General features: G+C 64.0%; 22 protein-coding genes and 1 pseudogene. 9 read left to right on the forward strand and 14 right to left on the reverse strand.

The genetic code is table 11. From position 1 onward, the window contains the following. Positions 1–14: 14 nt before the first annotated feature. The 8 genes from E4P29_RS16110 to E4P29_RS16145 all read right to left on the reverse strand — a co-directional run bounded on the left by E4P29_RS16110 (position 15) and on the right by E4P29_RS16145 (position 9275). Complete coding sequence (locus tag E4P29_RS16110; RefSeq protein ID WP_135046225.1) at positions 15–692, reverse strand: L-ribulose-5-phosphate 4-epimerase; 678 nt, start codon at positions 690–692, stop codon at positions 15–17. Further along, entirely contained in the window at positions 689–2362 is a 1674-nt protein-coding gene (gene araB / locus E4P29_RS16115; RefSeq protein ID WP_135046226.1) for a ribulokinase, read from the reverse strand. The genes E4P29_RS16110 and araB overlap by 4 nt, the downstream gene beginning before the upstream one ends. Then, entirely contained in the window at positions 2352–3413 is a 1062-nt protein-coding gene (locus E4P29_RS16120) for a LacI family DNA-binding transcriptional regulator (RefSeq protein ID WP_245154359.1), read from the reverse strand. The genes araB and E4P29_RS16120 overlap by 11 nt, the downstream gene beginning before the upstream one ends. Next, positions 3410–4435 (reverse strand): galactofuranose ABC transporter, permease protein YjfF, encoded by a 1026-nt coding sequence (yjfF, locus tag E4P29_RS16125; RefSeq protein ID WP_135046227.1) that lies wholly within the window; start codon positions 4433–4435, stop codon positions 3410–3412. Before yjfF ends, E4P29_RS16120 begins: the two co-directional genes overlap by 4 nt. 8 nt (positions 4436–4443) lie before the next feature. Further along, positions 4444–5508: an ABC transporter permease gene (locus E4P29_RS16130; protein WP_135046228.1), complete on the reverse strand. Its 1065-nt coding sequence runs from the start codon at positions 5506–5508 to the stop codon at positions 4444–4446. After that, entirely contained in the window at positions 5505–7136 is a 1632-nt protein-coding gene (locus E4P29_RS16135) for a sugar ABC transporter ATP-binding protein (protein WP_135046229.1), read from the reverse strand. The genes E4P29_RS16130 and E4P29_RS16135 overlap by 4 nt, the downstream gene beginning before the upstream one ends. Before the next feature lie 10 nt (positions 7137–7146). Further along, the gene (locus E4P29_RS16140; RefSeq protein WP_135046230.1) at positions 7147–8148 is read right to left on the reverse strand and encodes an ABC transporter substrate-binding protein; all 1002 of its coding nucleotides are present in this window, start codon (positions 8146–8148) and stop codon (positions 7147–7149) included. Between the two features lie 116 nt (positions 8149–8264). Beyond that, on the reverse strand, positions 8265–9275 hold the full coding sequence (locus E4P29_RS16145) for an aldose epimerase family protein (RefSeq protein ID WP_167735511.1): 1011 nt from the start codon (positions 9273–9275) through the stop codon (positions 8265–8267). Between the two features lie 207 nt (positions 9276–9482). Here E4P29_RS16145 and fdhA point away from each other — a divergent pair, with 207 nt between their 5' ends. Both fdhA and E4P29_RS16155 read left to right on the forward strand, forming a co-directional pair. Continuing rightward, complete coding sequence (fdhA, locus tag E4P29_RS16150; RefSeq protein WP_027496167.1) at positions 9483–10700, forward strand: formaldehyde dehydrogenase, glutathione-independent; 1218 nt, start codon at positions 9483–9485, stop codon at positions 10698–10700. 108 nt (positions 10701–10808) lie between these two features. After that, on the forward strand, positions 10809–11015 hold the full coding sequence (locus E4P29_RS16155; protein WP_032368853.1) for a zinc-ribbon domain-containing protein: 207 nt from the start codon (positions 10809–10811) through the stop codon (positions 11013–11015). Between the two features lie 56 nt (positions 11016–11071). Here E4P29_RS16155 and E4P29_RS16160 read toward each other — a convergent pair whose 3' ends face one another. After that, entirely contained in the window at positions 11072–12229 is a 1158-nt protein-coding gene (locus tag E4P29_RS16160) for a beta-ketoacyl synthase N-terminal-like domain-containing protein (protein ID WP_135046232.1), read from the reverse strand. Positions 12230–12420: 191 nt separating this feature from the next. Between E4P29_RS16160 and E4P29_RS16165 the strand changes: the two genes are divergently transcribed. Together E4P29_RS16165 and E4P29_RS16170 are read left to right on the forward strand one after the other, a co-directional pair. Continuing rightward, a complete protein-coding gene (locus E4P29_RS16165) occupies positions 12421–14028 on the forward strand; it encodes a sensor domain-containing diguanylate cyclase (protein ID WP_135046233.1) in 1608 nt (535 codons plus the stop codon). A gap of 112 nt (positions 14029–14140) precedes the next feature. After that, the gene (locus E4P29_RS16170) at positions 14141–15043 is read left to right on the forward strand and encodes an arabinofuranosidase (protein ID WP_135046281.1); all 903 of its coding nucleotides are present in this window, start codon (positions 14141–14143) and stop codon (positions 15041–15043) included. Between the two features lie 14 nt (positions 15044–15057). Here E4P29_RS16170 and E4P29_RS16175 read toward each other — a convergent pair whose 3' ends face one another. The 3 genes from E4P29_RS16175 to E4P29_RS16185 all read right to left on the reverse strand — a co-directional run bounded on the left by E4P29_RS16175 (position 15058) and on the right by E4P29_RS16185 (position 17994). Continuing rightward, positions 15058–16077, reverse strand: coding sequence for a phosphotransferase family protein (locus E4P29_RS16175; protein ID WP_135046234.1), 1020 nt, complete (start codon positions 16075–16077; stop codon positions 15058–15060). Beyond that, positions 16074–17282, reverse strand: coding sequence for an acyl-CoA dehydrogenase family protein (locus E4P29_RS16180; RefSeq protein WP_135046235.1), 1209 nt, complete (start codon positions 17280–17282; stop codon positions 16074–16076). The genes E4P29_RS16175 and E4P29_RS16180 overlap by 4 nt, the downstream gene beginning before the upstream one ends. 82 nt (positions 17283–17364) lie before the next feature. Continuing rightward, positions 17365–17994: a TetR/AcrR family transcriptional regulator gene (locus tag E4P29_RS16185; RefSeq protein WP_135046236.1), complete on the reverse strand. Its 630-nt coding sequence runs from the start codon at positions 17992–17994 to the stop codon at positions 17365–17367. A gap of 372 nt (positions 17995–18366) precedes the next feature. On the opposite strand from E4P29_RS16185, the pseudogene E4P29_RS26380 reads away from it, so the two are divergent. The 4 genes and pseudogenes from E4P29_RS26380 to E4P29_RS16200 all read left to right on the forward strand — a co-directional run. Further along, a pseudogene (locus E4P29_RS26380) lies at positions 18367–18462 on the forward strand (DUF2510 domain-containing protein); the annotation flags it as partial. Positions 18463–18729: 267 nt separating this feature from the next. Then, positions 18730–19104 carry an Ltp family lipoprotein gene (locus E4P29_RS26385; RefSeq protein ID WP_245154361.1) on the forward strand — a complete coding sequence of 125 codons (375 nt, stop codon included), beginning with the start codon at positions 18730–18732 and terminating at the stop codon, positions 19102–19104. 122 nt (positions 19105–19226) lie between these two features. Further along, positions 19227–19562, forward strand: coding sequence for a DUF2834 domain-containing protein (locus tag E4P29_RS16195; protein WP_135046238.1), 336 nt, complete (start codon positions 19227–19229; stop codon positions 19560–19562). A 30-nt stretch (positions 19563–19592) separates the two neighbouring features. Next, complete coding sequence (locus E4P29_RS16200) at positions 19593–20417, forward strand: dienelactone hydrolase family protein (protein ID WP_135046239.1); 825 nt, start codon at positions 19593–19595, stop codon at positions 20415–20417. A 41-nt stretch (positions 20418–20458) separates the two neighbouring features. Here E4P29_RS16200 and E4P29_RS16205 read toward each other — a convergent pair whose 3' ends face one another. Continuing rightward, positions 20459–20824: a DUF1330 domain-containing protein gene (locus tag E4P29_RS16205; protein ID WP_135046240.1), complete on the reverse strand. Its 366-nt coding sequence runs from the start codon at positions 20822–20824 to the stop codon at positions 20459–20461. A 159-nt stretch (positions 20825–20983) separates the two neighbouring features. Between E4P29_RS16205 and E4P29_RS16210 the strand changes: the two genes are divergently transcribed. Then, entirely contained in the window at positions 20984–21883 is a 900-nt protein-coding gene (locus tag E4P29_RS16210; protein WP_135046241.1) for a 3-hydroxyacyl-CoA dehydrogenase, read from the forward strand. A gap of 112 nt (positions 21884–21995) precedes the next feature. On the opposite strand, the gene E4P29_RS16215 is transcribed toward E4P29_RS16210, so the two are convergent. Continuing rightward, a complete protein-coding gene (locus tag E4P29_RS16215; RefSeq protein WP_135046242.1) occupies positions 21996–23198 on the reverse strand; it encodes a PucR family transcriptional regulator in 1203 nt (400 codons plus the stop codon). Positions 23199–23258: the final 60 nt, after the last annotated feature.

Below are 23258 nucleotides of genomic sequence, written 5' to 3' on the forward strand. Positions count from 1 at the left end.
ATGCGTGGCGCCGGTCAGCGCTGGCCGTAGACGTTCTGGTAGCGGTCGTAGAGTGCGTCGACCGACGCGCGGGGGATGGGAAGTGGTTGTCCCAGTTGATATGACAGGTGCACCGATCGGGCCACGTCCTCGCACATGACCGCCGCTTTCACCGCAGATCGGGCCGACGGGCCAACCGCGAAGACGCCGTGGTTCTGCATGAGTATTGCCGGAGAGCGGCTGTCTGCGAGGGTGTCGACGATGCCGCGCCCGATCGAGTCGTCGCCGATCACGGCGAACGGACCCACCGGAATGTCGCCGCCGAATTCGTCGGCGCACATCGTGGTGACGACCGGAATGGGTTCTCCTCGTGCGGCCCACGCGACCGCGTAGGGCGAATGAGTGTGCACTACACCGTTTATGTGGTCGAGGTGCCGATAGACGTATGCCTGCGCCTCGGTGTCCGAGGACGGCGCGTGGTCTCCTTCGACCACTCGACCGTGCAGATCGCACACCACCATGTTGCCCGGTGTCAGGTCGTCGTAGGAGACGCCGCTCGGCTTGATGACCATGAGGTCTCGACCGGGAACGCGCGCGGACACGTTGCCCGCCGTCCACACGACCAATCCGTAGCGCACCAATTCCGCATGCAGTGCGCATACGTCCCTGCGAATCTCCTCGACGACCTCGCGTACATCGTCGACAACTGTCATTTCGCTTCCAGCTTCCTCGTCAGGGCTGCGCGACGCAGTGATCGCAGCCGGCGCATGGTCGGTACGTCCCGACCGAAGCGGTCGTGCAGTTCCAGGTAGATCTCGTACAGCGAGTCGTATGCCTCCGACCGGGACTCGTCCGGAACGAATGCACCGCGGCGAACCTTGCCCATCGATTTCGACGCCACCGGCACGTCCGGGTAGCAGCCTGCGGCCACTGCCGCGTGGATGGCGGAGCCCAAGGCGGGGCCCTGTGCGGACGCGATGACGGACAACGGCATTCGTAGCACGTCGGCGTAGATCTGCATCAGCAGTGGGTTGCGGGCCAGCCCTCCCGCCACGACGAATTCTTCGACGGGAACGCCGCTGTCGCGGAACGTCTGGACGATGACGCGGGTGCCGAATGCCGTTGCCTCGAGCAGTGCGCGGTAGGTGTCCTCGGGCCGCGTCGCAAGCGTCGATCCGATGATCAGGCCGGACAGTTCGTGATCGACCAGGATCGACCGATTGCCGCTGTGCCAGTCGAGCGCGACCAGACCGTGCTCGCCCACCTCTTGGGCCGCCGCGAGCCGCGTCAGGTATTCGTGCACGGACTCGCCTGCGGCAGTTGCCGCTTCACTGTAGGACGCGGGAACTCCGGTGCGGGTGAACCACCCGAAGATGTCGCCGACCCCGCTCTGGCCCGCCTCGTACCCGTACGACCCCGCGACGATGCCGCCGTCGACGACGCCGCACATACCCGGAACGTCGTTCAACACGGTCGAACTCATGACGTGGCAGGTGGATGTTCCCATGATGGCGACCATGCGGCCCGACTCGACGGCCCCCGCAGCCGGGGCTGTGACGTGCGCATCCACGTTTCCGACCGCGACGGCTATCCCCTCGGGCAATCCCGTCCATGCTGCGGCCTCGGCGGTCAACGTGCCTGCACGCGAGCCCAATTCGCCCAGGGGTTGGTCGAGTTTCTCGGCTACGAACCCACCGAACCCGGGCGCGAGCTCGGTCAGGAAATCGACGGAAGGATACTTGCCGTCCTGATAGATGCCCTTGTATCCCGCGGTGCAGGCGTTACGCACGTAGTTTCCGCAAAGTTGCCAGACGATCCAGTCGGCCGCCTCGACCCACCGGTCCATGGCCTCGTAGATCTCGGCATCTTCCTCGTGAATCTGCAACGCCTTGGCGAATTCCCATTCCGAGGAGATCAAGCCGCCGTAGCGGGGGAGCCAGCTCTCGCCGCGACGGGCGGCCAGTTCGTTGATGCGGTCGGCTTGTCCCTGCGCCGCATGGTGTTTCCACAGTTTGACGTAGGCGTGTGGGCGATCGACGAACCGCGGGTCTTCGCTGAGCGGCGTGCCGTCCGCGTAGGTCGGCACCATGGTGCATGCGGTGAAGTCGGTCCCGATGCCCACCACCTGCTCCGGCGCGATGCCCGCGGCGGCCATCGCAGCGGGGACGGCGCGGCGTAGGACGTCGCGATAGTCGTCCGGCACCTGCAGAGCCCACGCGTCGGGTAGTCGTACGGTACTGCCGGGCAGAGTCTCCTCGAGTACGGCGTGACTGTATTCGTGTACGGCAGATGCAATTTCGGCACCATCGGACACACGGACGACTACGGCACGGCCGGAGAGTGTGCCGTAGTCCACTCCTACCGTGTAGCGGTCATTGGACATGCGATTCTCCTTGTTGCGGTGCAACTGTTGTGGTCGGTTTGGGTGCAGTGGTGCTGGACGATCGAACGACGAGTTCAGGATCGATGGACGCCTCGGGTGCGGCAGTGTTGTCCAGTGCCGCGCGCAGGACGTCGATCGCGCGTCTGCCGACTTCGGTGAAGTCCTGGCGGACCGTCGTCAGTGGTGGAATCAGGAAAGCCGCCTCGGGGATGTCGTCGAATCCGACGACGGCGAAATCCTCGGGCACACGGCGGCCGCTCTCGTGGAACGCGCGCAACAACCCGAGGGCCATCTGATCGTTGGCGCAGAAAGCGGCCGTGACGGTGTGGTCCTCGGCGAGGCGGAGACCGTTCTCGTAGCCACTGCGTGCGGACCAGTCGCCACGGAGGACCGGTGTCCACGCCAGCCCGGCCTCGTCGAGCGCATCCTGCCACCCTTGTTCACGGCCGCGGGATTCGGTCCATCCCTGCGGTCCGGACAGGTGCACGATGCGTTCGTGACCTGCCTCGATCAGGTGTCGGGTGGCCAACCGAGCGCCGCCGACCTGATCGATGCCCACGGTCCAGGTCGAGGTGGTGGGGTCACCTTCGACGACCACGACGGGAACGACGGACTCCTCGGATCGAGCCGCTGTCACAGCGTCGTCGGTGGCGGCGATCAACACGATGCCCTCGACGCCCTGGTCGTGCAGGTGATGCAGTGCGCCGACGAGTTCGTCGTGTGTGAGCGTTGCGAGACTGACTGCGCTGACGGAGAATCCGGCATCACGTGCCGCGCTCTGTACGGTGCGATGCGTGGTGCTCGGCCCCCAATACCCGCCTTTGGAGCCGATGATTCCGATCGACGCGGAGCGTTTGGTGACCAGTGCCCTGGCGGCCCGATTGGGACGATAGCCCAGTTGGTCGATGGCATTCTGTACCCGGTCGCGGGTTTCGGGACGTAAGTTGTTCTGACCATTGATGACCCGCGAGACCGTCTGATGGGATACCCCGGCCAATCGGGCGACGTCGGTCATGACGGGTGCCTTACCGTCGATCCCTGTGTTGGTCACCTCTTTCTCGCCGTCAGCAGACGTTGGGCGAGAACGAACACCAGGAGCAGCACTCCGATCGTGATCCGGGTCCACCACGAGCTCAGGGTTCCGTCGAATGCGATGAAAGTCTGTATGGCACCGAGGATCAGGACTCCCACCAGCGAGCCGAGGACATACCCGCGCCCACCGGTGAGCAGCGTTCCACCGATCACCACCGCGGCGATGGCGTCGAGCTCCATACCGACGGCGTTGAGGCTGTAGCCCGACAGTGCGTAGAAGGAGAACAGCAGGCCGGCAAGCGCCGCGCAGAATCCGCTGATCGTATACACACCGACTTTGACGGCCGCCACCTTCAGACCCATCAGCAGCGCTGACGCTTCGTTGCCACCGATTCCGTAGACCGAACGTCCGAAACGAGTGCAGGCCAACACGTAGGCAGCGATTGCCACCGTGACCAGCGCGATCACCACGCTCCAGGTGATGGTGTAGCCGCCGGGTAGTTCGATGACGGCGAAGGCGATGGAGGAGAACGTGTCGTCGGTGATCGGGATCGATTCGACACCGATCATGTAGCACAGGCCCCGGGCGAGGAACATCCCAGCGAGTGTGGCGACGAACGGCTGAATCTGCAGGTAGTGGATGAGGGCACCCATGACGGTGCCGAGCACGGCGCCACACAGCAACACCACGGCCATGACCAGCAGCGGTGGCCAGCCCAATTGCAGTGTGCGCGCGGCGATCATCGTCGACAGTGCGACGACGGACCCGACGGAGAGATCGATTCCGCCGGTGAGGATGACGAAGGTCATCCCTACTGCGAGGACGATGAGGAACGAGTTGTCGATCAGCAGTGACAGGAACACCTGTGGATCGGCGAAGCCGCTGTAGCGGAATTCGCCGAGTCCGAACAGACCGACGAACAGCGCGAACGTGGCGATGACCGGCAGAAATCGAGACGGTGGGGAGTACCGCTTCATACGGTCCCAGGTCGAGGGCGCGGTGCTCGGTGCTGCTGCGGTGGTCGCGGGGGGAGCAGTCATGAGGTCGCTCACGGTCGTACCGCCTTGGTGGAGTCGGTGCGGAACCACGTCCGCAGTGATGCGCGGGCTCGTGGTGACTGCAACAGGCAGACCACGATGATGACGACCGCTTTGAACAGGTAGTTGGCCTCGGAGGGGATACCGACATTGGTGATGGTGCGCGTGAGGGTGCCGATGAGCAGGGCACCGACGACGGTGCCGGCGATGGAGAAACGACCACCGGTCAGAGCCGTGCCGCCGATGACGACAGCCAGGATGGCGTCGAGCTCGATCCACTGGCCCAGACTGTTCGCGTTCACCGAGTTGGTGTTCGCAGCGATGATCAGACCGGCCATTCCCGAGCACACCGCGGCGAACACGTAGACCGTCCAGACGATCGTCCGCGACCGGACACCGGCCAATCTGCTTGCCTCCGGGTTGATTCCGACGGCTTCGACGAGCATCCCCAGTGCGGTCCGCCGGGTCAACAGCGCGGTTGCTGCCACGACCACGAGAGCGATGATCAGGGCCAGTGGAAGTCCGAGAAGTGTGCCCGACGCGAGCGTGCTGAAGGCCGGGTTGTTGACTGTCGTGATGTTTCCGTCGGTGATCAACATGGCCAGACCACGACCGGCGACCATCAGAATGAGCGTCGCGATGATGGGTTGAATCCCGAAGACCGACACCAGAAGCCCGTTCCACAGACCCAGCAACAAACATGCTCCCAGTGCCCAGACGACAGCCATGATCATCGTCGTGGTGGCACTCTCGTCCGGTGCCGCGACGATGCGAGTACACGCAACGGCGGCAGCGATGACTGCCACTGCGCCCACGGAGAGGTCGATGCCGCGGGTTGCCACCACCAGCGTCATGCCGACGGCCACCAGAATGAGCGGCGCGGAGTTGCGTGCGATATCGACGATGTTTCCGAACAGGCCACCGTTCTCGATCCTGATATCGAGGAAATCCGGTGTCACAACGACATTGACGACGATCAGAGCTATCAGCGCCAGCAGCGGCCAGAGGACGGGCTGGGAGAACGCGGCGCGTACGCGTGCCGGCGCGGTGGCCGACGGTTCGAGGGTGCGGGTCATGATGCGACATTCCTGTCGGTGGTCGAAGTAGTGGCCGCGACGGGTTCGTCGGTGCGGGCCCCGGCTGCGATGGTGGCGAGCACGTCACCGACCGACACACCGTCGTTGATACGTTCGTCGATCTTGCGGTGATCTCGCATGACCACGATGCGGTCACTGAGGCGCAGGATCTCTTCGAGCTCGGCGGAGATGAACACCACCGACATTCCGCGCGCGGCCAGATCGGCGACCAGGGTTTGGATCTGCGCTTTCGCACCGATGTCGATTCCGCGTGTCGGTTCGTCCAGAATCAGAAGTTCGGGTTCGGTGATGAGCCAGCGGGCGAGGAGCACCTTCTGTTGGTTGCCGCCGGACAGGTTGCGCATCAACGCGTTCGGATCGGCGGGCCTGATGTCGAGTGCAGAGATGTACTCCTTGACGAGCTTGGTGCGGGTGGCACGAGGGATGGGACGAAGCCATCCACGCTTGGCCTGCAGAGCGAGCAGCATGTTGTCGGCCACCGTCAGATCGGCCACGACACCGTCGGCCTTACGATCCTCGCTGGTGAGGGCGATGCGCTGATCGGCGGCCTGGCGTGGACTGCGAATGCGGTGCTCGGTCGCATGCACTTCGATCGATCCCGAGTCCGATCGATCGGCACCACCGAGCAGGCGAGCGAGCTCGGTACGGCCGGACCCGAGCAGACCGGCGATGCCGACGACCTGTCCCGCATGAAGGCGCAGATCGGTTGCTTCCAGTGCGCCCTTGCGTCCGATGCCCAACACTTCCACGACGGGCGTCTGTTCGTCGGAAACTATCACCGGCTCGCGGCTGTCGAGTTCGCGCAAGGTGTCCAGTTCCCGGCCGATCATCAACTCGACCAGTTCGAACTGCGGAGTGTCGGCGACCAGGCGCTCGGAGACGAGCTTTCCGTTGCGCAGGATCGTCATTCGGTCGGAAATGCGGTAGATCTGGTCGAGGAAGTGCGACACGAAGACGATCGAAGTTCCGTCTTCCCGCAGCCGTTCGATGACGGAGTACAGGGTTTCGACCTCGTCTTTGTCCAGACTCGAGGTCGGCTCGTCCAGAATGAGGACGCGGGCGTCGACATCGACTGCACGGGCGATGGCGACGAGCTGTTGCACGGCGATCGGATGGTCGCCGAGTACCGACGACGGCTCGATGTCGAGCCCCAGCCGGTCGAGAGTAGTTCGGGCACGGCGGTTCATCGCTCGCGTGTCGATACCGCCGATGGCCCCCAACAGTTTTCCGGGGAGGCGTCGGGGCTCGCGGCCCAGGAGCATGTTCTCTGCGACGGTCAGATTCGGAAGAAGGTTCACTTCCTGATAGACGGTGCTGATACCTGCAGCCTGGGCCGCGCTGGGAGTGGCGAACTCGTGCACGGTTCCGTCGATCGTGACGGTTCCGCTGTCGATCGAGTAGACCCCGGTCAGTGCCTTGATCAACGTCGACTTACCGGCACCGTTCTCACCCATCAGCGAATGCACCTCGCCGGGGAAGAGCCGCAACGACACCCCGTCGAGGGCTCGGACGGCACCGAAGGTGATCGAGATGTCCTTCATCTCCACGAGCAGAGTCGGCTCTGTGCTGGGGATCGGCTCCGCGGTGGGAACGGTGTCGGTATGCATTCGTCGACTTTCAGTACTGGCGGTCGGCGAGTACTGCTGCCGCCTGGTCGGGCGTGAAGGTGGTCTCCTCGGTGACGACCCTCTTGGGAACGTCCTCGCCCTTGACGACCTTGTCCGTGAGCTCCATCAGCTGCGGTCCGAGAAGTGGGTTGCACTCGACGATGAAGTCGATCTTCTTGTCCGCCAGTGCTTGCATTCCGTCCTTGACGGCGTCGACGGTGATGATCTTGATGTCTTTTCCGGGTACCAGCCCGGCTGCTTCGATGGCTTGGATTGCGCCCAGGCCCATGTCGTCGTTCTGCGCGAAGACGACGTCGATCTGGCCCCGGTTGGAGTTGAGGAACGACTCCATCACCTGCTTGCCGCCGTCACGGGTGAAATCGCCGGTCTGTGACGCGGTGATCGCGATGTTCGACTGGCTGCCGATGGCGTCGCGGAATCCTTCGGCCCGGTCGATGGCGGGAGCGGCCCCGGTGGTTCCCTGCAGTTCGACGACATTGATCTTGCCGTCGCCGGTGGTGTCTGCAGTGGCGCTGTTCTGCACCAGCCAATCGCCTGCCTTCTTGCCCTCTTCCACGAAATCGGAGCCGAGGAACGTGGCATACAGCGAATCGTCGGTGGTGTCGACGGAGCGGTCGGTGAGGATCACCGGGATGTTCGCGCGCTTGGCTTCCTGGAGAACCGGCTCCCATCCCGTCTCGACGACGGGGCTGAAAGCGATGACGTCGACCTTCTGCTGGATGTAGGTGCGGATCGCCTTGATCTGGTTTTCCTGCTTCTGCTGCGCGTCGGAGAACTTCAACTCCATGCCGGCAGCGCTGGCCGCGTCCTGGATGGAGGTGGTGTTGGCCGTGCGCCATCCGCTTTCGGCACCGACCTGGGAGAAGCCCAGCACCGTTGCGCCGTCACCGCCGCCGGATGCATCGCCGCTGCCTCCGCTACTGCATGCGCTCAGGACGATCGCACCACTCAGAATGAGAGCGCTCGCCGCAAAAATTGTCTTCGACGCCATGGTGATCTCCTCAATGTCGCCACTCCACTGTGACGTGTGCAACACAGTGTGAGCGTTAACATCAGACGGCGTCAAGACTTGGAGCGAGATTTCATTCAGGAATTGTGAGCGCTCACTCAGGCCTGCAGGGTGGAGAACCTCCACTCGATCACGGATCGGTACGTCCGGCCCGGTCGCAGCACCGCAGAGGGAAAGTTCGGGTGATTCGGCGAATCGGGAAACAGCTGGGGTTCCAGCGCGATGCCGTCGCCTTGACGCAGCATCGCGCCGTGCCGGGATACGTCGCTACCGTCCAGGAAGTTGCCGGTGTAGACCTGCACGCCGGGCTGATCGGTCCACAGTTCCAGGGCCGTTCGACTGCGCTCGGAACTCAGAATCGCCGCACGCCGGAACCCTCCACCGTCGACGACGAAGTTGTGGTCGACACCGCGGGCGGTCAGCAACTGCGGATGAGTGGCTCGGGCCAGGTCTCCGACCCGTCCGGGCCTGCGCAGATCCAGCGCGGTGCCGTCGACGGGATCGACGGCACCGGTCGGAATTCCCTCGGCATCGACCGGGGTGTACGCCGAGGCGAACACCTGCAGGGTGTGATCGTCGATGCCCTGGCCGTCCAGATCGAAATATGCATGCGACGTCAGATTCAACACCGTCGGCGCGGTGGTCGTTGCCGTCGACTCCAGCCGTACGCTCTCGGGCGTGACGGAGAACTGGGCCCGCGCACGGACTTCGCCCGGGTAGCCCTGATCGCCGTCGGGGCTGATCAACTCGAATTCGACCGAGTCCGGTGATCGGCCGATCACCGTCCAGTGTCGTGAGTCGAAGCCGTCGGTTCCGCCGTGCAGGTGGTTGGTGCCGTCGTTGATCGTCAGTTGCACCGCTTGTCCGTCGATCTCGAACCGGCCGTTCTTGATCCGGTTCGCGTACCGGCCGACGGTGGAGCCGAAATAGGCAGTGGACGAACGAAGCTCGCGCTCGCCCGCCACGCCGACGAGAACGTCGCGGCGCTCGCCGTCTCCTCCGGTCACCGACATTCGTTGCAGGGTCGCGCCGTAGGGGAGTACCTCCACCTGTACCCCGGGCGAACTTCCGATGGTGATGGTCTCGTTGTGAGCGTCGTCGGTAGGCACCGGTCGACGATAGCTCCGGGGAGTGAGATCGGTCCGTGGATTGCTTCGTGCGGCGGGCGACGCACCGTGTATTCGTAGGTGCGCATACTATGGTGTGATGCAGGCCACATCACTGCGTGTTGATCGTCTCGATGAGATGAAAACAGTTGTTGCGCAAGTGATTTCGGCCTGTCGATCGCAGCCGGATACCGTCGAACAGGAGACATCGTGGCAGACAACAGAGCAGTGACGTACGCCGGACCAGGCAAAGTCGAGGTTCAGGACATCGCTTTTCCAGGCCTGGAATTGACCGATGGCCCCGGCGTGAATCCGGCCAATGTCGGCCGCAAATGCGAACACGGCGTGATCCTGAAGGTCGTCTCGACCAACATTTGCGGCAGCGACCAGCACATGGTCCGTGGACGCACGACGGCACCCGAGGGTCTGGTGTTGGGCCACGAGATCACCGGCGAGATCGTCGAGGTCGGACGAGACGTCGAATTTCTGAAAGTCGGCGACATTTGCTCCGTTCCGTTCAACATCGCCTGCGGACGGTGCCGAAACTGCAAGGAGCGCAAGACCGGCATCTGTCTCAACGTGAACCCGGATCGACCCGGTTCTGCGTTCGGTTACGTGGACATGGGCGGTTGGGTGGGTGGCCAGGCCGAATACGTGATGGCACCGTATGCGGACTTCAATCTGCTGAAATTCCCCGACCGGGATCAGGCGATGGAGAAAATCCTGGACTTGACGATGCTCTCCGACATCTTCCCGACCGGATATCACGGCGCGGTCACCGCGGGTGTGAAACCCGGTGCGACGGTGTACATCGCGGGTGCCGGTCCGGTCGGTCTGGCCGCCGCGGTCGGCGCACAATTGCTGGGCGCATCGGTGGTGATCGTCGGCGACATGAACGCCGACAGGCTGGCACAGGCGCGAACGTTCGGCTGCGAGACCGTCGACGTGGGCAAGGGCGCGCCGCAGGATCAGATCGAACAGATCCTCGGTGTCCCGGAGGTCGACGCTGCGGTGGACGCGGTGGGATTCGAGGCTCGCGGACACGGCGGAGACTCGTCCCACGAGGCACCGGCCACGGTGCTCAATTCGCTGATGGACATCACCACCGCGGGCGGGGGCATCGGAATTCCCGGGCTCTACGTCACCGGCGATCCGGGCGGCGTGGACGAAGCCGCACAACGCGGCGCTCTCTCGCTCAGCCTCGGCACCGGTTGGGCGAAGTCGCTCTCGTTCGCCACCGGGCAGTGCCCGGTGATGAGCTACCACCGAGAGCTGATGAATGCCATTCTCAAAGAACGAGTTTCGATTGCGAAGGCGGTGAACGCAACGGTCATCACTCTCGACGACGCACCGCGCGGCTACCGTGAATTCGACAGTGGAGTCGCACAGAAATTCGTCATCGACCCGCACGGCATGATTGCGAGCTGACAGCGTTCGGCCCAGCATTCGTTCGAGCCACCGACGCATCGAAACGCGAGGGTGGCTCGAACGACTGCTGCGCAGAGTCCGGCACCTGTTCGAGCCACCTATGCTGGGATGATGTTCCTACTCTTCGGATTCGGCAGCAAGCGCAAACACGTCGGCCCTGGCGCAACGCGAAACTGCCCGCGGTGCCACAACACGACCCAGTGGGCGAGAATGAAGCAATACCAGCAATTCACGCTGTTCTTCGTCCCGGTTGCGCGGTGGAAACGCGTCGAGTTCGAGGAATGCGGAATCTGTGGGGCCGGGGTGTCGATCTGAACGGGCTCGCGCGCCCGTGACGGTGCGGGCGCGCGAACCATCCGGCAGACCGTCGCTCACGCAGGAGCCAGCACCACCACCGAATTGTGTCCTCCCATTCCCAGTGAGGATTTCATCGTCAGACCCGGCTCGGCTGAGGTGAATCCGTCGAGCAACAGCGGGTGTCCGTCGGAGACCTGTGGGGCCGCTGGAACCAGTCCGCGATCGAATCCCATGACTGCAGAGATGGTTTCGACGGCCGACGCCGCGCCTTGGCAATGCCCGGTGAGCGGCTTCACCGAATACACCTGCGCGTGGGAGCCGAGCACCGTCTCCAGCATCTCCGTCTCCGCGGCATCGCACTGAGCGGTGCCTGGCCCGTGCGCATTGAGGTAGCGCACCTGGCGCGCCGTGGCACCGGCGTCCGTCAAGGCGGCTTCGAAGCAGTCTCGTACCTGCGTCAGGGCCGGGTCGATGGACGTCGCGTGGAACGCGTCGTGAGTCATCGAACCGCCCAGTACCCGCGCGTACGCAGCATCGCTACGGTTGGTGAGTACGAAAGCTGTTGCTGCTTCGCCCATTCCGAACCCACGACTACCTTCCTGGAACGGTCGGCAGCCCTCCTGAGGTTCCACGTCGACCACCCCGACGCCGAGCGCGACGAAATGGTCGATGTTCTCCGGCGTCAGAGACAGGTCGGTGGCGACGAAGACGACGTCGTCGACGAAGCCGGTATCGAGCCACATCTTGGCGGTGAGAAGGCCGGCGTTGCCCGACGCGCACATGGCCGAGACGTTCATCGCCGGGCCGTGAAAGCCGTGCTCCTGCATGAGCAGTGATACCGGGGTCGACGGCATCAGCGTCAGGTAGTCGCGCACCCGCCGCACACCGCCGTCCTCCAGATAGAAGTTGCGCCACTCGTCCACTTCACCCAGGACGACCGCATGCACCAGACCGACCCGCCGACCGGGCCGCCAGCCCCGAGCGAGTGCGTCGTCGATGGCCTCGCGTGCTGCGCCGCGCAGTGCGCGGCCGAAGCGGCTGGTGCCGTCGTCGGTCTGCCCGCCGTCGGGCACTTTCGCAAGCCACACCGGGTTGCGGCCCGGGTGTGACCGGTTGTGGTGCAAGGTGGCGGCAGCCTTACCGCTGGCCAGACCGGTCCACAATGCGGCCGTACCCCAGCCGTAGCCGGACACTGCGCCGATCCCACTGATGTCGATGCCGTGAGATGTCATGATCGATTCCCGTTCCTTCTCGAGTTGTACGAGCCGTTTTCGGCTGGTTCCTCGATTTAGCCCCGCAAACAAGCACTGGGTCCAGTCGGAAAGCGGACATAAGCATCGAACCGTGCAGAAGATTCCGGCTCGGCCCACAGAAGTGGTTGAATCGAGTGTCGATAGACCGCCTACGAACGCGAGGACCGCAGATGGCCCCAGGGGAGCGCGACGTCGTCGGCGACCCCGAAGCCGATCCCGGGTCGCCCGGTCTCGCCGATCGCTATCGGGTTCTGATCGAACACTCGCCCGACGCGATCGTCGTCCACAGGCGAGGCAACCTTGTCTACGTCAACCCTGCGGGGCTCCGGTATCTGCGCGCCGACAGTCTCGGTGCGGTGGTGGGCCGTCCGATCACCGACTTCATCGCGGCCGCGTCGATCGGGCCGATGCTCGAGCGCATCGCCGCCCTGGACGTGCACGGAACCGCCAGTTCGGCCTCCGAGGCAGACGTACTCGCCCTCGATGGATCGACTCTGACCATGGAGGCGGTCTCGGTCCGCACGGTGTGGAACGGAGAACCTGCATTTCAGGTCATCCTTCGCGACCTCACCGAACACAAGGCCGCACAGAAGGCGCTGCACTATCAAGCCGCGTTGGTCGAGCACGTCAGCGACGCCATCGTGGGGGTGTCCTCCGACGGGGTCGTGTCCAGTTGGAATCCTGCCGCGGAGTCGGTCTACGGACGACGCGCAGCAGATGTGCTCGGCCTCTCCGTATCGAATGCAGTGGGGGTGCCCTGCGACCCGGTGGCCATTCTCGCGGCCGGCGGCCGGCTGTGGGACTCGCATCTGCGCGCGGACGGGACGGCCTTGGCGATGGTGGTCTCCGCGGCCCAGATGCCCGACGGGTACGTGTTGGTCTGCGCCGACCAGAGTGCCGTCCGCCGGGCCGAGGAGCATTACACCGCCGTGGTGGAATCGCTGGAGGCAGGCGTCGTCGTACTCGACCACGCCGGTCGCATCACGTCGGCGAACCTCGCGGCGAAGACGATCCTCGACATCCAGGTGGGATCGGCGACGACGGGACAGTCCGCTGTGCTGCCGTTCCGGGTGTACGGCACCGATCAGCAACCCATTCGGCGACTCGAACACCCCGTGGCCGTCACCGGCAGAACCGGGAAGCCGAGCCAATCGGTGATCGGAGTCGAACGCCGTCGGGACGGACGACATTTCTGGCTGTCTCTGACCGCGACCATGCTCAACTTCGGCGGCCCGTCACCCTCGATAGTGGCAACGTTCGTCGATGTGACCGATGCCTATCGGACGAGCATGAAGCTCGAACACGCGGCAACACACGACGACCTCACCGGACTGCCCAACCGCCCGTTGATTCTGGCGCGGCTCGACCAGGAGCTGTCCCTGTCGCGCCGGGAGGATGACATGGCCGTGTTGTTCATCGATCTCGACAATTTCAAGACGATCAACGACCTGCACGGACACACGGTCGGCGATGCCGTACTCGGGATCGTGGCCGCGCGCCTGACGCGGGCGCTGCCCGACGACGCATTCGTCGGACGCATCGGCGGTGACGAATTCGTTGCCGTGGTGCCGTGCAGTGTGGGCTCGGAGGCGGACGACGTCCGGGCCGAACTCGCAACACCGATCACGACCGCAGACCGAGAACTGACGGTGACCGCGAGTATCGGCTGTGTGACCGTCGGCAGTGGTGATCCGCGCACTGCCTTGGACATTCTCGACGATGCCGATCACGAGATGTATCAGGCCAAGCCGGTGTCTCAGTACTCGGCACAGTCGTAGGGTTCGGTAACGAACAGGCACGACTGTGCACTGTTGTTACTCGTGGGGCTCGTGCGTCCTACATACTTCAGCGGTGATCAGGACCCTGCGCAAGCACGCACTCGCCATTCCCATGACGCTTGTCGTCGGCGTCGGACTGCTGTTCGGCGCGGCGGGGACGGGGGCAGCTGCACCTGCGGTCACGTACACCATGGTGGCCTTCAGTAACGACAGTGATCAAAACATGGACGTGTACCAATCCAGCAACGGAACGGACTTCACCACGGTCGAGGCCGCCGCGTACACGCCGCCCTCCGGTGTGGTTCGTGACTCGAGCATCTTCCGAGCCGCCGACGGTATGTATTACGTGACCTACACGACGGGCGGCGGCGCGGAAATCGGCTTCGCGCGCAGCGCAGATCGCGTCGATTGGGAATTCTTGCAGAACCTTCCGATCCCGTTCTGCTGCCTGCTCCTGCCCGGGACCGGGGCGGGTACCGGCTCGGCGGGGTCCTCGGAACTCCCGTCTCTGTCCCCGTTCACCACCAAGGCGTGGGCACCGGAGTGGTTCGTCGAGGGCGACCGCGTCAGCATCATCGTGTCGTTGTCTGCCGGCGGAGGGTTCGTGCCGTATCTCATGACGGCGACCGATCCCGGCCTGACGACGTGGAGCTCGCCGGTTCCGTTGGCGGGAATCGTCAACGACCACATCGACACGACGGTGGTGAAGGCCGGGTCGACCTACCACGCTTTCACCAAAGGTGAGAGCAACAAGGTCATCGAACACTGGATCGCGCCCGCTCTGGGTGGTCCCTACGTTCGGGACCTCACCTTCTGCGATTTCGGCCCGTTGAAGGAAGGGCCCGCCGTCGTCGAGTTGCCCGACGGTACCTGGCGGCTGTACTACGACGACTACACGAACCAGAAGTACTTCTACTCCGACAGCGCCGACCTGAACGGCTGGTCCGCACCTCAGGAGCTTCCGGCGCTGTCCGGAATCGTTCGCCACATCGGCATCATGAGAGAGGTTGCGTAGCAACAGTATTGCGGTCAGGCCTCCGACAATGCTCGGAGGCCGGCCGCGATGAATTCTCCTGTTGCTTCGGCGGCGTTGCGTGCTCCGGCACCGGTATCGGAGCCCGACAATGCCCGGTGGGTGATGCCCTCGCCGATCACACCGAGCTTGAAGTTGGCCAACGCCACATAGAAGCCCCAGTTGTCCACCTCACGGCCCGATCGAACAGCGTACTGCTGCACCAGATCCGCCGCCGATGGGTAGCGGTCGCTCGTCCAGGCTGCGTCGGCACCGAGAACGGCATCGAACACGGGTTGCCGGTACACGCACATCAGCGCGACATCGGTCAACGGATCGCCGAGTGTGGACATCTCCCAGTCCACCACGGCTGCAACAGAACTTACGTCCTCGACGTCGAGAATCGTGTTGTCGACCCGGAAATCGCCGTGCACGATGGACGCCGCCGATCGGGTGGGTACCGCGGCTTCGAGGGCGCGGTGAAGTCGGTCGACGTCGGGTAGCTCCCGTGTCTTCACCGTCTGCCACTGACGCGCCCACGTGGCGACCTGGCGAGCAACGAAACCGTCCGGGCGACCGAACTTTTCGAGACCCACGGCCGCAGGATCGACGGCATGCAGCTCGGCGAGCACCCGCACCAATTCGGCGGCGTTGTCTGCGACCTGCTCGTCGGTCAGATCGCGCAGATCCTCGCGCGTTCGCACGACGCGCCCGGGAACGAAACGGACCACCGTCATCGGAGCGCCGAGTACGGCACCTTCTCTGTCGAAGGCCACCGTCTCGGCCACCGGCACCGCGGTGGACGCGAGCGCGTCGGTCACTGCCCACTCCCTGGCCATGTCGTGCGCCGACGGCGTCAGGCCACTGGTCGGGGGCCGGCGAACCACCCATGTCGAGGTGTCGTCGTACGCCTTGTACGTCAGATTGGAGCGACCACCGCTGATCATCTCGACCGTCAGCTCACCGTCGACATCGATGCCCTCGTCACGCAGGAATCGTTCCAGAGCAACGCGGTTCATGCCCGGTAGGTCGCTCATGACTGCTCCTGAGCGGCGCGCTTCGCGGCCCCGACGGCTCGTTTGGCGATGGCCCAGCGATGCACTTCGGACGGGCCGTCGTAGACCCGGAACGGACGTACTTCGCGCGAGAGCCGTGCCAGCGGCAGGTCGTCCGATACCCCGAGCCCGCCGCACATTTGAATGCTGCGGTCCACGATACGAAAGATGGCCTCGGCTGCGAACGTCTTGGCAATGGAGGTTTCGTTGCTCGCGTGGCCGCCGCGATCCAGCTCGAAGCAGGCCTTGATCAAGAGGGCTCGGGATGCGGCGATGTCGATCTCGTTGTCGGCGACCATCTTCTGGATCATGCCGAGATCGCCGAGCTTGCCGCCGAACCCTTCGCGCTGAGCCACCTGGGCGACGGCGATGTCGTGCGCCCGTCTCGAGGCTCCGAGCCACCGCATTACGTGGGTCATACGGGCGGGCCCCAATCGCACCTGGGCGTAGGCGAAGCCCTCGTCGACGGCCCCGAGAACGTTCTCGTCTGGCACGAAGACGTTCTCGAAGAACACTTCGCAGTGCCCGCCGATCATGGCTTTGTCCAGGGTGCCGATATGACGGCCGACCGTGATGCCCGGTGTGTCGGCCGGGGCCAGGAACATCGTGGCTCCGCCTCGGTCACCCGGCTTTCCGGATGTGCGGGCCATGATGATGAAGAACCCTGCGCCGTCGGCTCCGGTGATGAACCACTTGTGTCCGTTGATCTTCCATCCACCGTCGGTCCGTTCGGCCGCAGTGGTGAGTGCCGAGGGATCGGAGCCGGCACCCGGCGCCGGCTCGGTCATCGCGAATGCCGATCGTTGGTCCCCGCGGGCGAGAGGGGCGAGGAACTGCTCCTTCTGTGCCGGCGATGCGATGTGCGCCAGCATGTGGACGTTGCCCTCGTCGGGCGCGCCGAGATTGAGTGCGATGGGGCCGAACAGGGAGTAGCCCGCTTCCTCGAACACCGGTGCGCGGTCGCTCATCGACAGACCGTGCCCGCCGTATTCGACGGGTGCGTGCGGTGCGAACACGCCCGCATCCTTGGCTGCGGACTGCATCTCGACCCGGAGGCCGTCGCCGCCTGCATCGGCGATGTTGCCCAGAAATCGATCCTCGATCGGGAGCACGTACTCGCGAGTGAACGTACGCGTTCGGTCGATCAGCTTCTCGACGTCTGCGTCGAAGGTGAGGTCGATGGCCATTCTGCACTCCCTGGTCGATACCGACCGAACACTCGCTCGGTTGCTTGAAGACTGACATATGTGCGGGTTCCGGTCAAGGAACTCACGTCCTGTGGGCAGTGCCTCGGCCGGTCGCGGTGCCGACCGTTCGGCGTGCGATATCGAGGTACACCTCGACCAATTCGGCCGGCGTCAGCTGCCCATCGGGTCGGTACCAGGTGGCCACGCCGATGCACATCGTGGTGACGGCCCGGCCGGCATCCGCCGGGTGCGGAGTGTCGAAGACCCCGGACTCGACTCCGTCGGTCACGATCGCGTCGAGCAGTCGTTGCTCTTCGTCGCGCTTGGCGATGTAGGCGGCGCGGTTGGCCGGCTCGAGGCTGCGAATCTCGGTGGAGCACACGAACGCGGCATCGCGGCGATGGATATGGAACAGCAGCAAGGACTCCACCACCGCGTCGAATCGGTCTTGCGGCGACGAACCGGCCCCGTCGATGGCCGATCGAGTCCGGTCCAGCAGTTCGTCCATCGACGCGTTCATGATGCCGACCAGAAGGGCCTGCTTCGACGAAAAGTGGTGATACAGACCGGGAACCGACAAGCCGGCACCCGCGGCGATCTGCCGCACCGACGTTCCGTGGTACCCCTGCTCGACGAAAATACGCAGGGCCGACGCCAGCGCTGGGGACAGCGCCGCGCCGTCGTACGTTCGCCAGCCGTCGATGGAGGTCATGCGATCACCGTAGACGGCATGCGCGGAATCGCCGACCGAGGTGGTCAGTGATCATGCGTGGACGCGGCCCGAGGTGGCGTCGCCGTTCGTTGTCGGACGGATCCCAGTTGGTTCGGACCAGGCAGTTGTTCATTCAGACGAATGAATACCTCGAATTCAAGGTGCGTAGGTTCGGTTCGGAATTGTTCGCCGAATCTCCGATAACGACGCGTCGCAAGCTGGCGGGCATTAGCTTTATTGCCACTACAGACCTGGCTGCTCGGCAGCGGCAGGGCACTCGCGTTCCGGGCCCCTGTCGTCGTATCCGGACATGCCGCGCTGGCTGCATCCGGGGCTCCGGGAATTCGCGATCGACGAGCAATGAGGACCACCATGACCACACCTGCCGGTTGGTATCCGGATGCCGAGCACGCAGATCAGCTTCGCTGGTGGGACGGACATCAGTGGACTGCGGCGGTCCATCCCAAGCCGCCGAATCCGGTCCTGCCGGGAGGCGCTGCGAGCGCGGGCGCAGACGTTGGCGCTGGCAACCATGGACGAAAGAAATGGCCGTGGATCGTCGGCGTAGTCGGCAGCGTCGCGGTGCTTTTCATCGTTGTCGGGGCGCTCAACTCTCCCGGAGAGAAGGCAGACACTGCCGCGAATGCAGCCGGACTTACGACGCAGTCCAGTTCGACCGGATCGCCGACGACCACCGCGACCTCGACGGTATTTCTGCCGCCACCCCCAGTGCAGGTGGAAACTGTCGAATCGGTAGAGCCGACGACTACGACTCCAATTGCTCCTTCGACGACGCGCGCACCTGCACCTGCGCCCAGTATGACGGCTGGGCAGAGAAATGCTGTTCGGTCTGCGGAACAATATCTCGATTATTCGTCGTTTTCGCGTACGAGCTTGATCGAGCAGTTGCAATTCGAGGACTACTCCTTCGAGGATGCGTCATTCGCGGTCGATTCGATTGCACCTGATTGGAACGAACAGGCGGCCGAATCGGCACAGACATATCTCGACTACAGTGCGTTTTCCCGCCAGGGGTTGATCGATCAGTTGATGTTCGAGGGTTTCACGTTGGAGCAAGCACAGTTCGGCGTCGACAGCGTCGGCATCTAGCCGCCGGTCCACAATGTCGTGCACCGCAGCGCCGGTCGCCGGATACCGGCCGGATCGTATCGCCGACTCGGTCGAGTCGAACGACACGCCGGTGGTGTTGCGCGGTGCTCTACGTTGAGGTCATGAGAACCGCAGACGCCACTCGTCGACGCCTCCTGCTGCTGCTGACCGTCATCGGCTTCGTCGTCCCCAATGCCTACGTCGTCGGCTACTTTCGCGAGCACGGGGTGAGCGCGGGTAGCGCAGCGAAGTTCTTCTCCGAATGGGTGGCGTCCACGCCGACGCGAGCCCTGACCGCCGATCTCGGTATCACCAGTATCGCTTTCGGGATCTGGTCCAGAGGAGATGCCAAAGATCATGGCGTCAAACACTGGTGGCTGGTTCCCGTCGGTACCGGCTCGGTGGGAATCTGCTTCGCGCTTCCGCTGTACCTGTTGCTGCGTGAGTATTCGCAGTGATGTTGCCGATCGAGAAAGAGGACCGCTTCGATGACAGATGACGCCCTTGCCGACTTCGAGCGAACCGAGTTCACGGCGGACGGCCGAACGGCCCCGGTGTACCGGATCGGCACCGGCCCCGCGGTGATCGTGATGTCGGAAATGCCCGGCATCACACCGAAAGTCGCCGATTTTGCCAGAACGGTCGCGGGCATCGGATGCACTGCGGTTGTTCCACATCTGTTCGGAGTCGACGGCAAGGATCCTCAGGCCGCGCCCCTCGGGGTGATCGGCACCCTGTCTACACTCACGCGCGCCATGGTGCCCGCCTGCATCAGTAGAGAGTTCACCATCCTGGCCACCGGCAAGTCATCGCGTGTGGTGGTGTGGCTTCGGGCTCTCGCGGCGCAGGAGCACGAGCGGTGCGGCGGCCCCGGCGTCGGCGCGATCGGCATGTGCTTCACCGGCGGATTCGCTCTGGCCATGGCAGCCGACGACCGATTGATTGCACCCGTGCTCTCGCAACCGTCACTCCCGTTCGCCGCCTCCAAGTCGCGGGCGCGCTCCATCGACATCACCGCACAGGATCTCGCGACGGTGAAAGGCCGCTGTGCAGCAGGTGAACTCACCGTGCTCGGCATGCGATTCCAAGGCGACACGATGTGTCCTCCCGCACGGTTCGAGTTCCTACGCGAGCAACTCGGTGATGCATTCGTCTCGGTGGAACTACCCGATTCCGCGTTCAACCCCGACGCGTTCGGGCCGCCGCATTCCGTGGTCACCGAGGGTCTCGTCGACGAGCCCGGGCAGCCGACCCGAGAAGCCCTGGACACGGTGCTGAACCTGTTCCGCCGCAAGTTGCTCGCAACGCCGTGAGGTCCCGCGGCGCGAACACGATGCGAAGCCGAAGGTCGAATTCACGACCACGGAATGGTGGCCTGCAGAGCCGCTTCTTTCAACGCGGCGGTCCGTAACGCCGTCACCGTCTGATATTCGGGATCGGACACCATCTCGCTGAACGCCTTACGTGACGGGTACTGGACCAGGAGGACTGCATCCCAGGCCTGCCCGTCCTCGGCGGCAAGTGCGGTCGAACCGTCGCCCGCGTACAGCACCGTCGCGCCGTAGCGCGGGAGGAAAGTCTCGTCCAGTGCTTTCGCATATCCTGCGTAGGAGTCGCGACCACCCTCGGCGAACCGAAGCAGGTTGAGCATCACCACCGGACCGCCGGGATCTTCTTCGAGGTAGCGCTTCAGGTCTCTTCCGCGGGGATCGACAGCCATCGTTCGAGTATGCGTGAGCCGTCGATGCTGTGGAGTGCACAGCGCTGTTGTCGGTCGAGTCGATCCGCTGTTGGACCCCACGAGACGGTGGCTCCGCGCTCAGCGGTAGAACTGGGGGAGCGGGAAACCAGTGACTCGATAAAGGGAAGTGTGTCGTCTATGTCCGATGTTGAGAACGTGACCGTATTCGGAACCGGAGTGCTCGGTTCACAGATCATGATGCAGGCTGCCTACCACGGAAAAACCGTTGTGGGATACGACATTTCCGACGAACTGCTAGCCAAGCTGCCGGACCGCTGGGAATGGATGCGCGGATACTACAAGCGTGACCTGAAGACTTTCGACGAGGCGCGCTTCGACAAGGCCATCGAATCCATCACAACCACCACCAGCGTCGCGGAGGCTGTTTCGGACGCCGACCTGGTGATCGAAGCAGTTCCGGAGGATCTCGACCTGAAGAAAAAGGTCTGGTCGGATATCGGCGCGTCCGCCCCGCCGAAAACTATCTTCGTGACCAACTCGTCGTCGCTACTGCCCAGCAGTTTCGCCGAGGCCACCGGGCGGCCGGAAAAGTTTCTCGCATTGCATTTCGCCAATCTCGTGTGGCGATACAACACCGGTGAGGTGATGGCAACTGCTGCAACAGATCCTGTCTACTTCGATGTCGTATTGAGCTTCGCTTCGGAGATCGGTCTCGTTCCCGTTCCGGTCCGAAAGGAAATTCCGGGATACGTGCTCAACAGTCTGCTGATCCCGCTGCTGCAAGCGGGAGCCAACCTCTACGTCGGCGGGGTTGCCAATCCGGCGGACATCGACAACGTGTGGCGCATAGCCACCGGGGCACCCGCCGGTCCGTTCCAGATTTACGACACTGTCGGCTTCAACGTCGCAGCACATATCGCGCGCGCACACGGTGGCGAGGATCAGGTCAAATTTGCCGACATACTGCAAAAGGGTATCGACGCGGGAAAGACCGGTCTCGGGGACGGTGAAGGCTTCTACACGTACGACTCCGACGGCCAGCGACTCGATGCTGTCGAGTCGTGGAACATCAACTGAATCGCTCGATCCCGCCTGTCGGTGATCCTGGGATCGACGACTTGGGCTCGAGTAATCAGTCATGGCGCTTGTGCGCATGACCACCGACGACGCCGAATTCAGCCGAGCCGGGTCAACCGAGTTGGCGTAGTTGTATCGCGGTGTCCAGCGCCAACCGATGCCACGCCGAACGCGGATCCCGGCCGGTCAGTTCCTGAGCCCGGCGCAGTCGATAGCGCAAAGTCTGCGGGTGCACCTGCAGTCGGGTAGCTGCAGCCGTTGCTGTGCCGGTGGAGATGAAGGCCGAAAGACCCTGCAGGATATGCGCGTTCGCTGCCTCGGTCAGCGGGCCGAGCACGCTCCGCACCACCTCGCTCGTGTCAGCGGTCGGGCGCGCTGTCAACAGTGCCAACAGCTGACCGTCGCCCTGATCGAGCAGTGCCCGGCCGTCGAACGCGTGATCCGGTGCGGTCTCGAGCGCTTCCGAGGCGAGTCGCCACGAACTGCTGATACCGGTAACGGTCGATCTCTCCACGAGGCATCCGCGTAGCCGCAGATCCCGACACGCGAGGTCGACCTCGGCGCGATGGATCGACGGCGGCAGCAGCGCGATCGCGCGTTGTTCGCGCCGAGTGCACAAGTGCGTCCGTTGATCCGCCGTTGTGGTGCGGTCCGGAGGGACGAGGCCCATCGCAAGCACCAGAGACTCGACGGTGTCGTCGGACATGGGTCGGCCCGGATCGGTGGACTGCACCACGAGCAGGTTCGGGTGCGTGGGCAGCTTCAGGTCGAGTTCGCGAGTACGGTCCGACACCGTCCCGGGTGAGTTGTGTCTGGCAGCCAGCAGGTCGTCGAGCAACGCGGCGTGCGCCTGCGCACGGTTGGATGTGAGCTGTTCGCGCGCAATGATATACGCACCGATGATCTCCTCGGAGATGGCGTCGATCGCGTCGAGCACGCCGAGGCCGAGTTCGGCGATGTCCGGCGGGTCGAGTACTTCCAGATACTCCGTTGTCACGTGTCGAACGAACACGCTCGACGCGACTCGATACGCGCGCAGCACATCGGCCAGCGGCCGCCCGTCTGCCGCGCGTGCGGAACCTATGGCTCGGAATCTCTTGTGGTCGCGGTCGTCGATCGTCCGATCGCCGTGCGCCCACAGGGCCATCAGCCGCCTCAGTGACCAATACGCGATGGCCTCGACATCGGCCAATTGTGCACCCTGCAGTGATCGGTAGACCGGGATCGCGTCGCGAATCGCGTGTATTGCGGATGCGACGACGGGGCCCAGATCCGATTCGATCTTCGCGACCACGGCGACCCGCGCCGGGTACATCGATCTACCTCGCACTCTTTATCAGCACCTGATAAATCCTATACTCATTCGACTCGATTT

The organism is Rhodococcus sp. 1R11, from assembly GCF_004563845.1.
GTDB lineage: Bacteria > Actinomycetota > Actinomycetes > Mycobacteriales > Mycobacteriaceae > Rhodococcoides.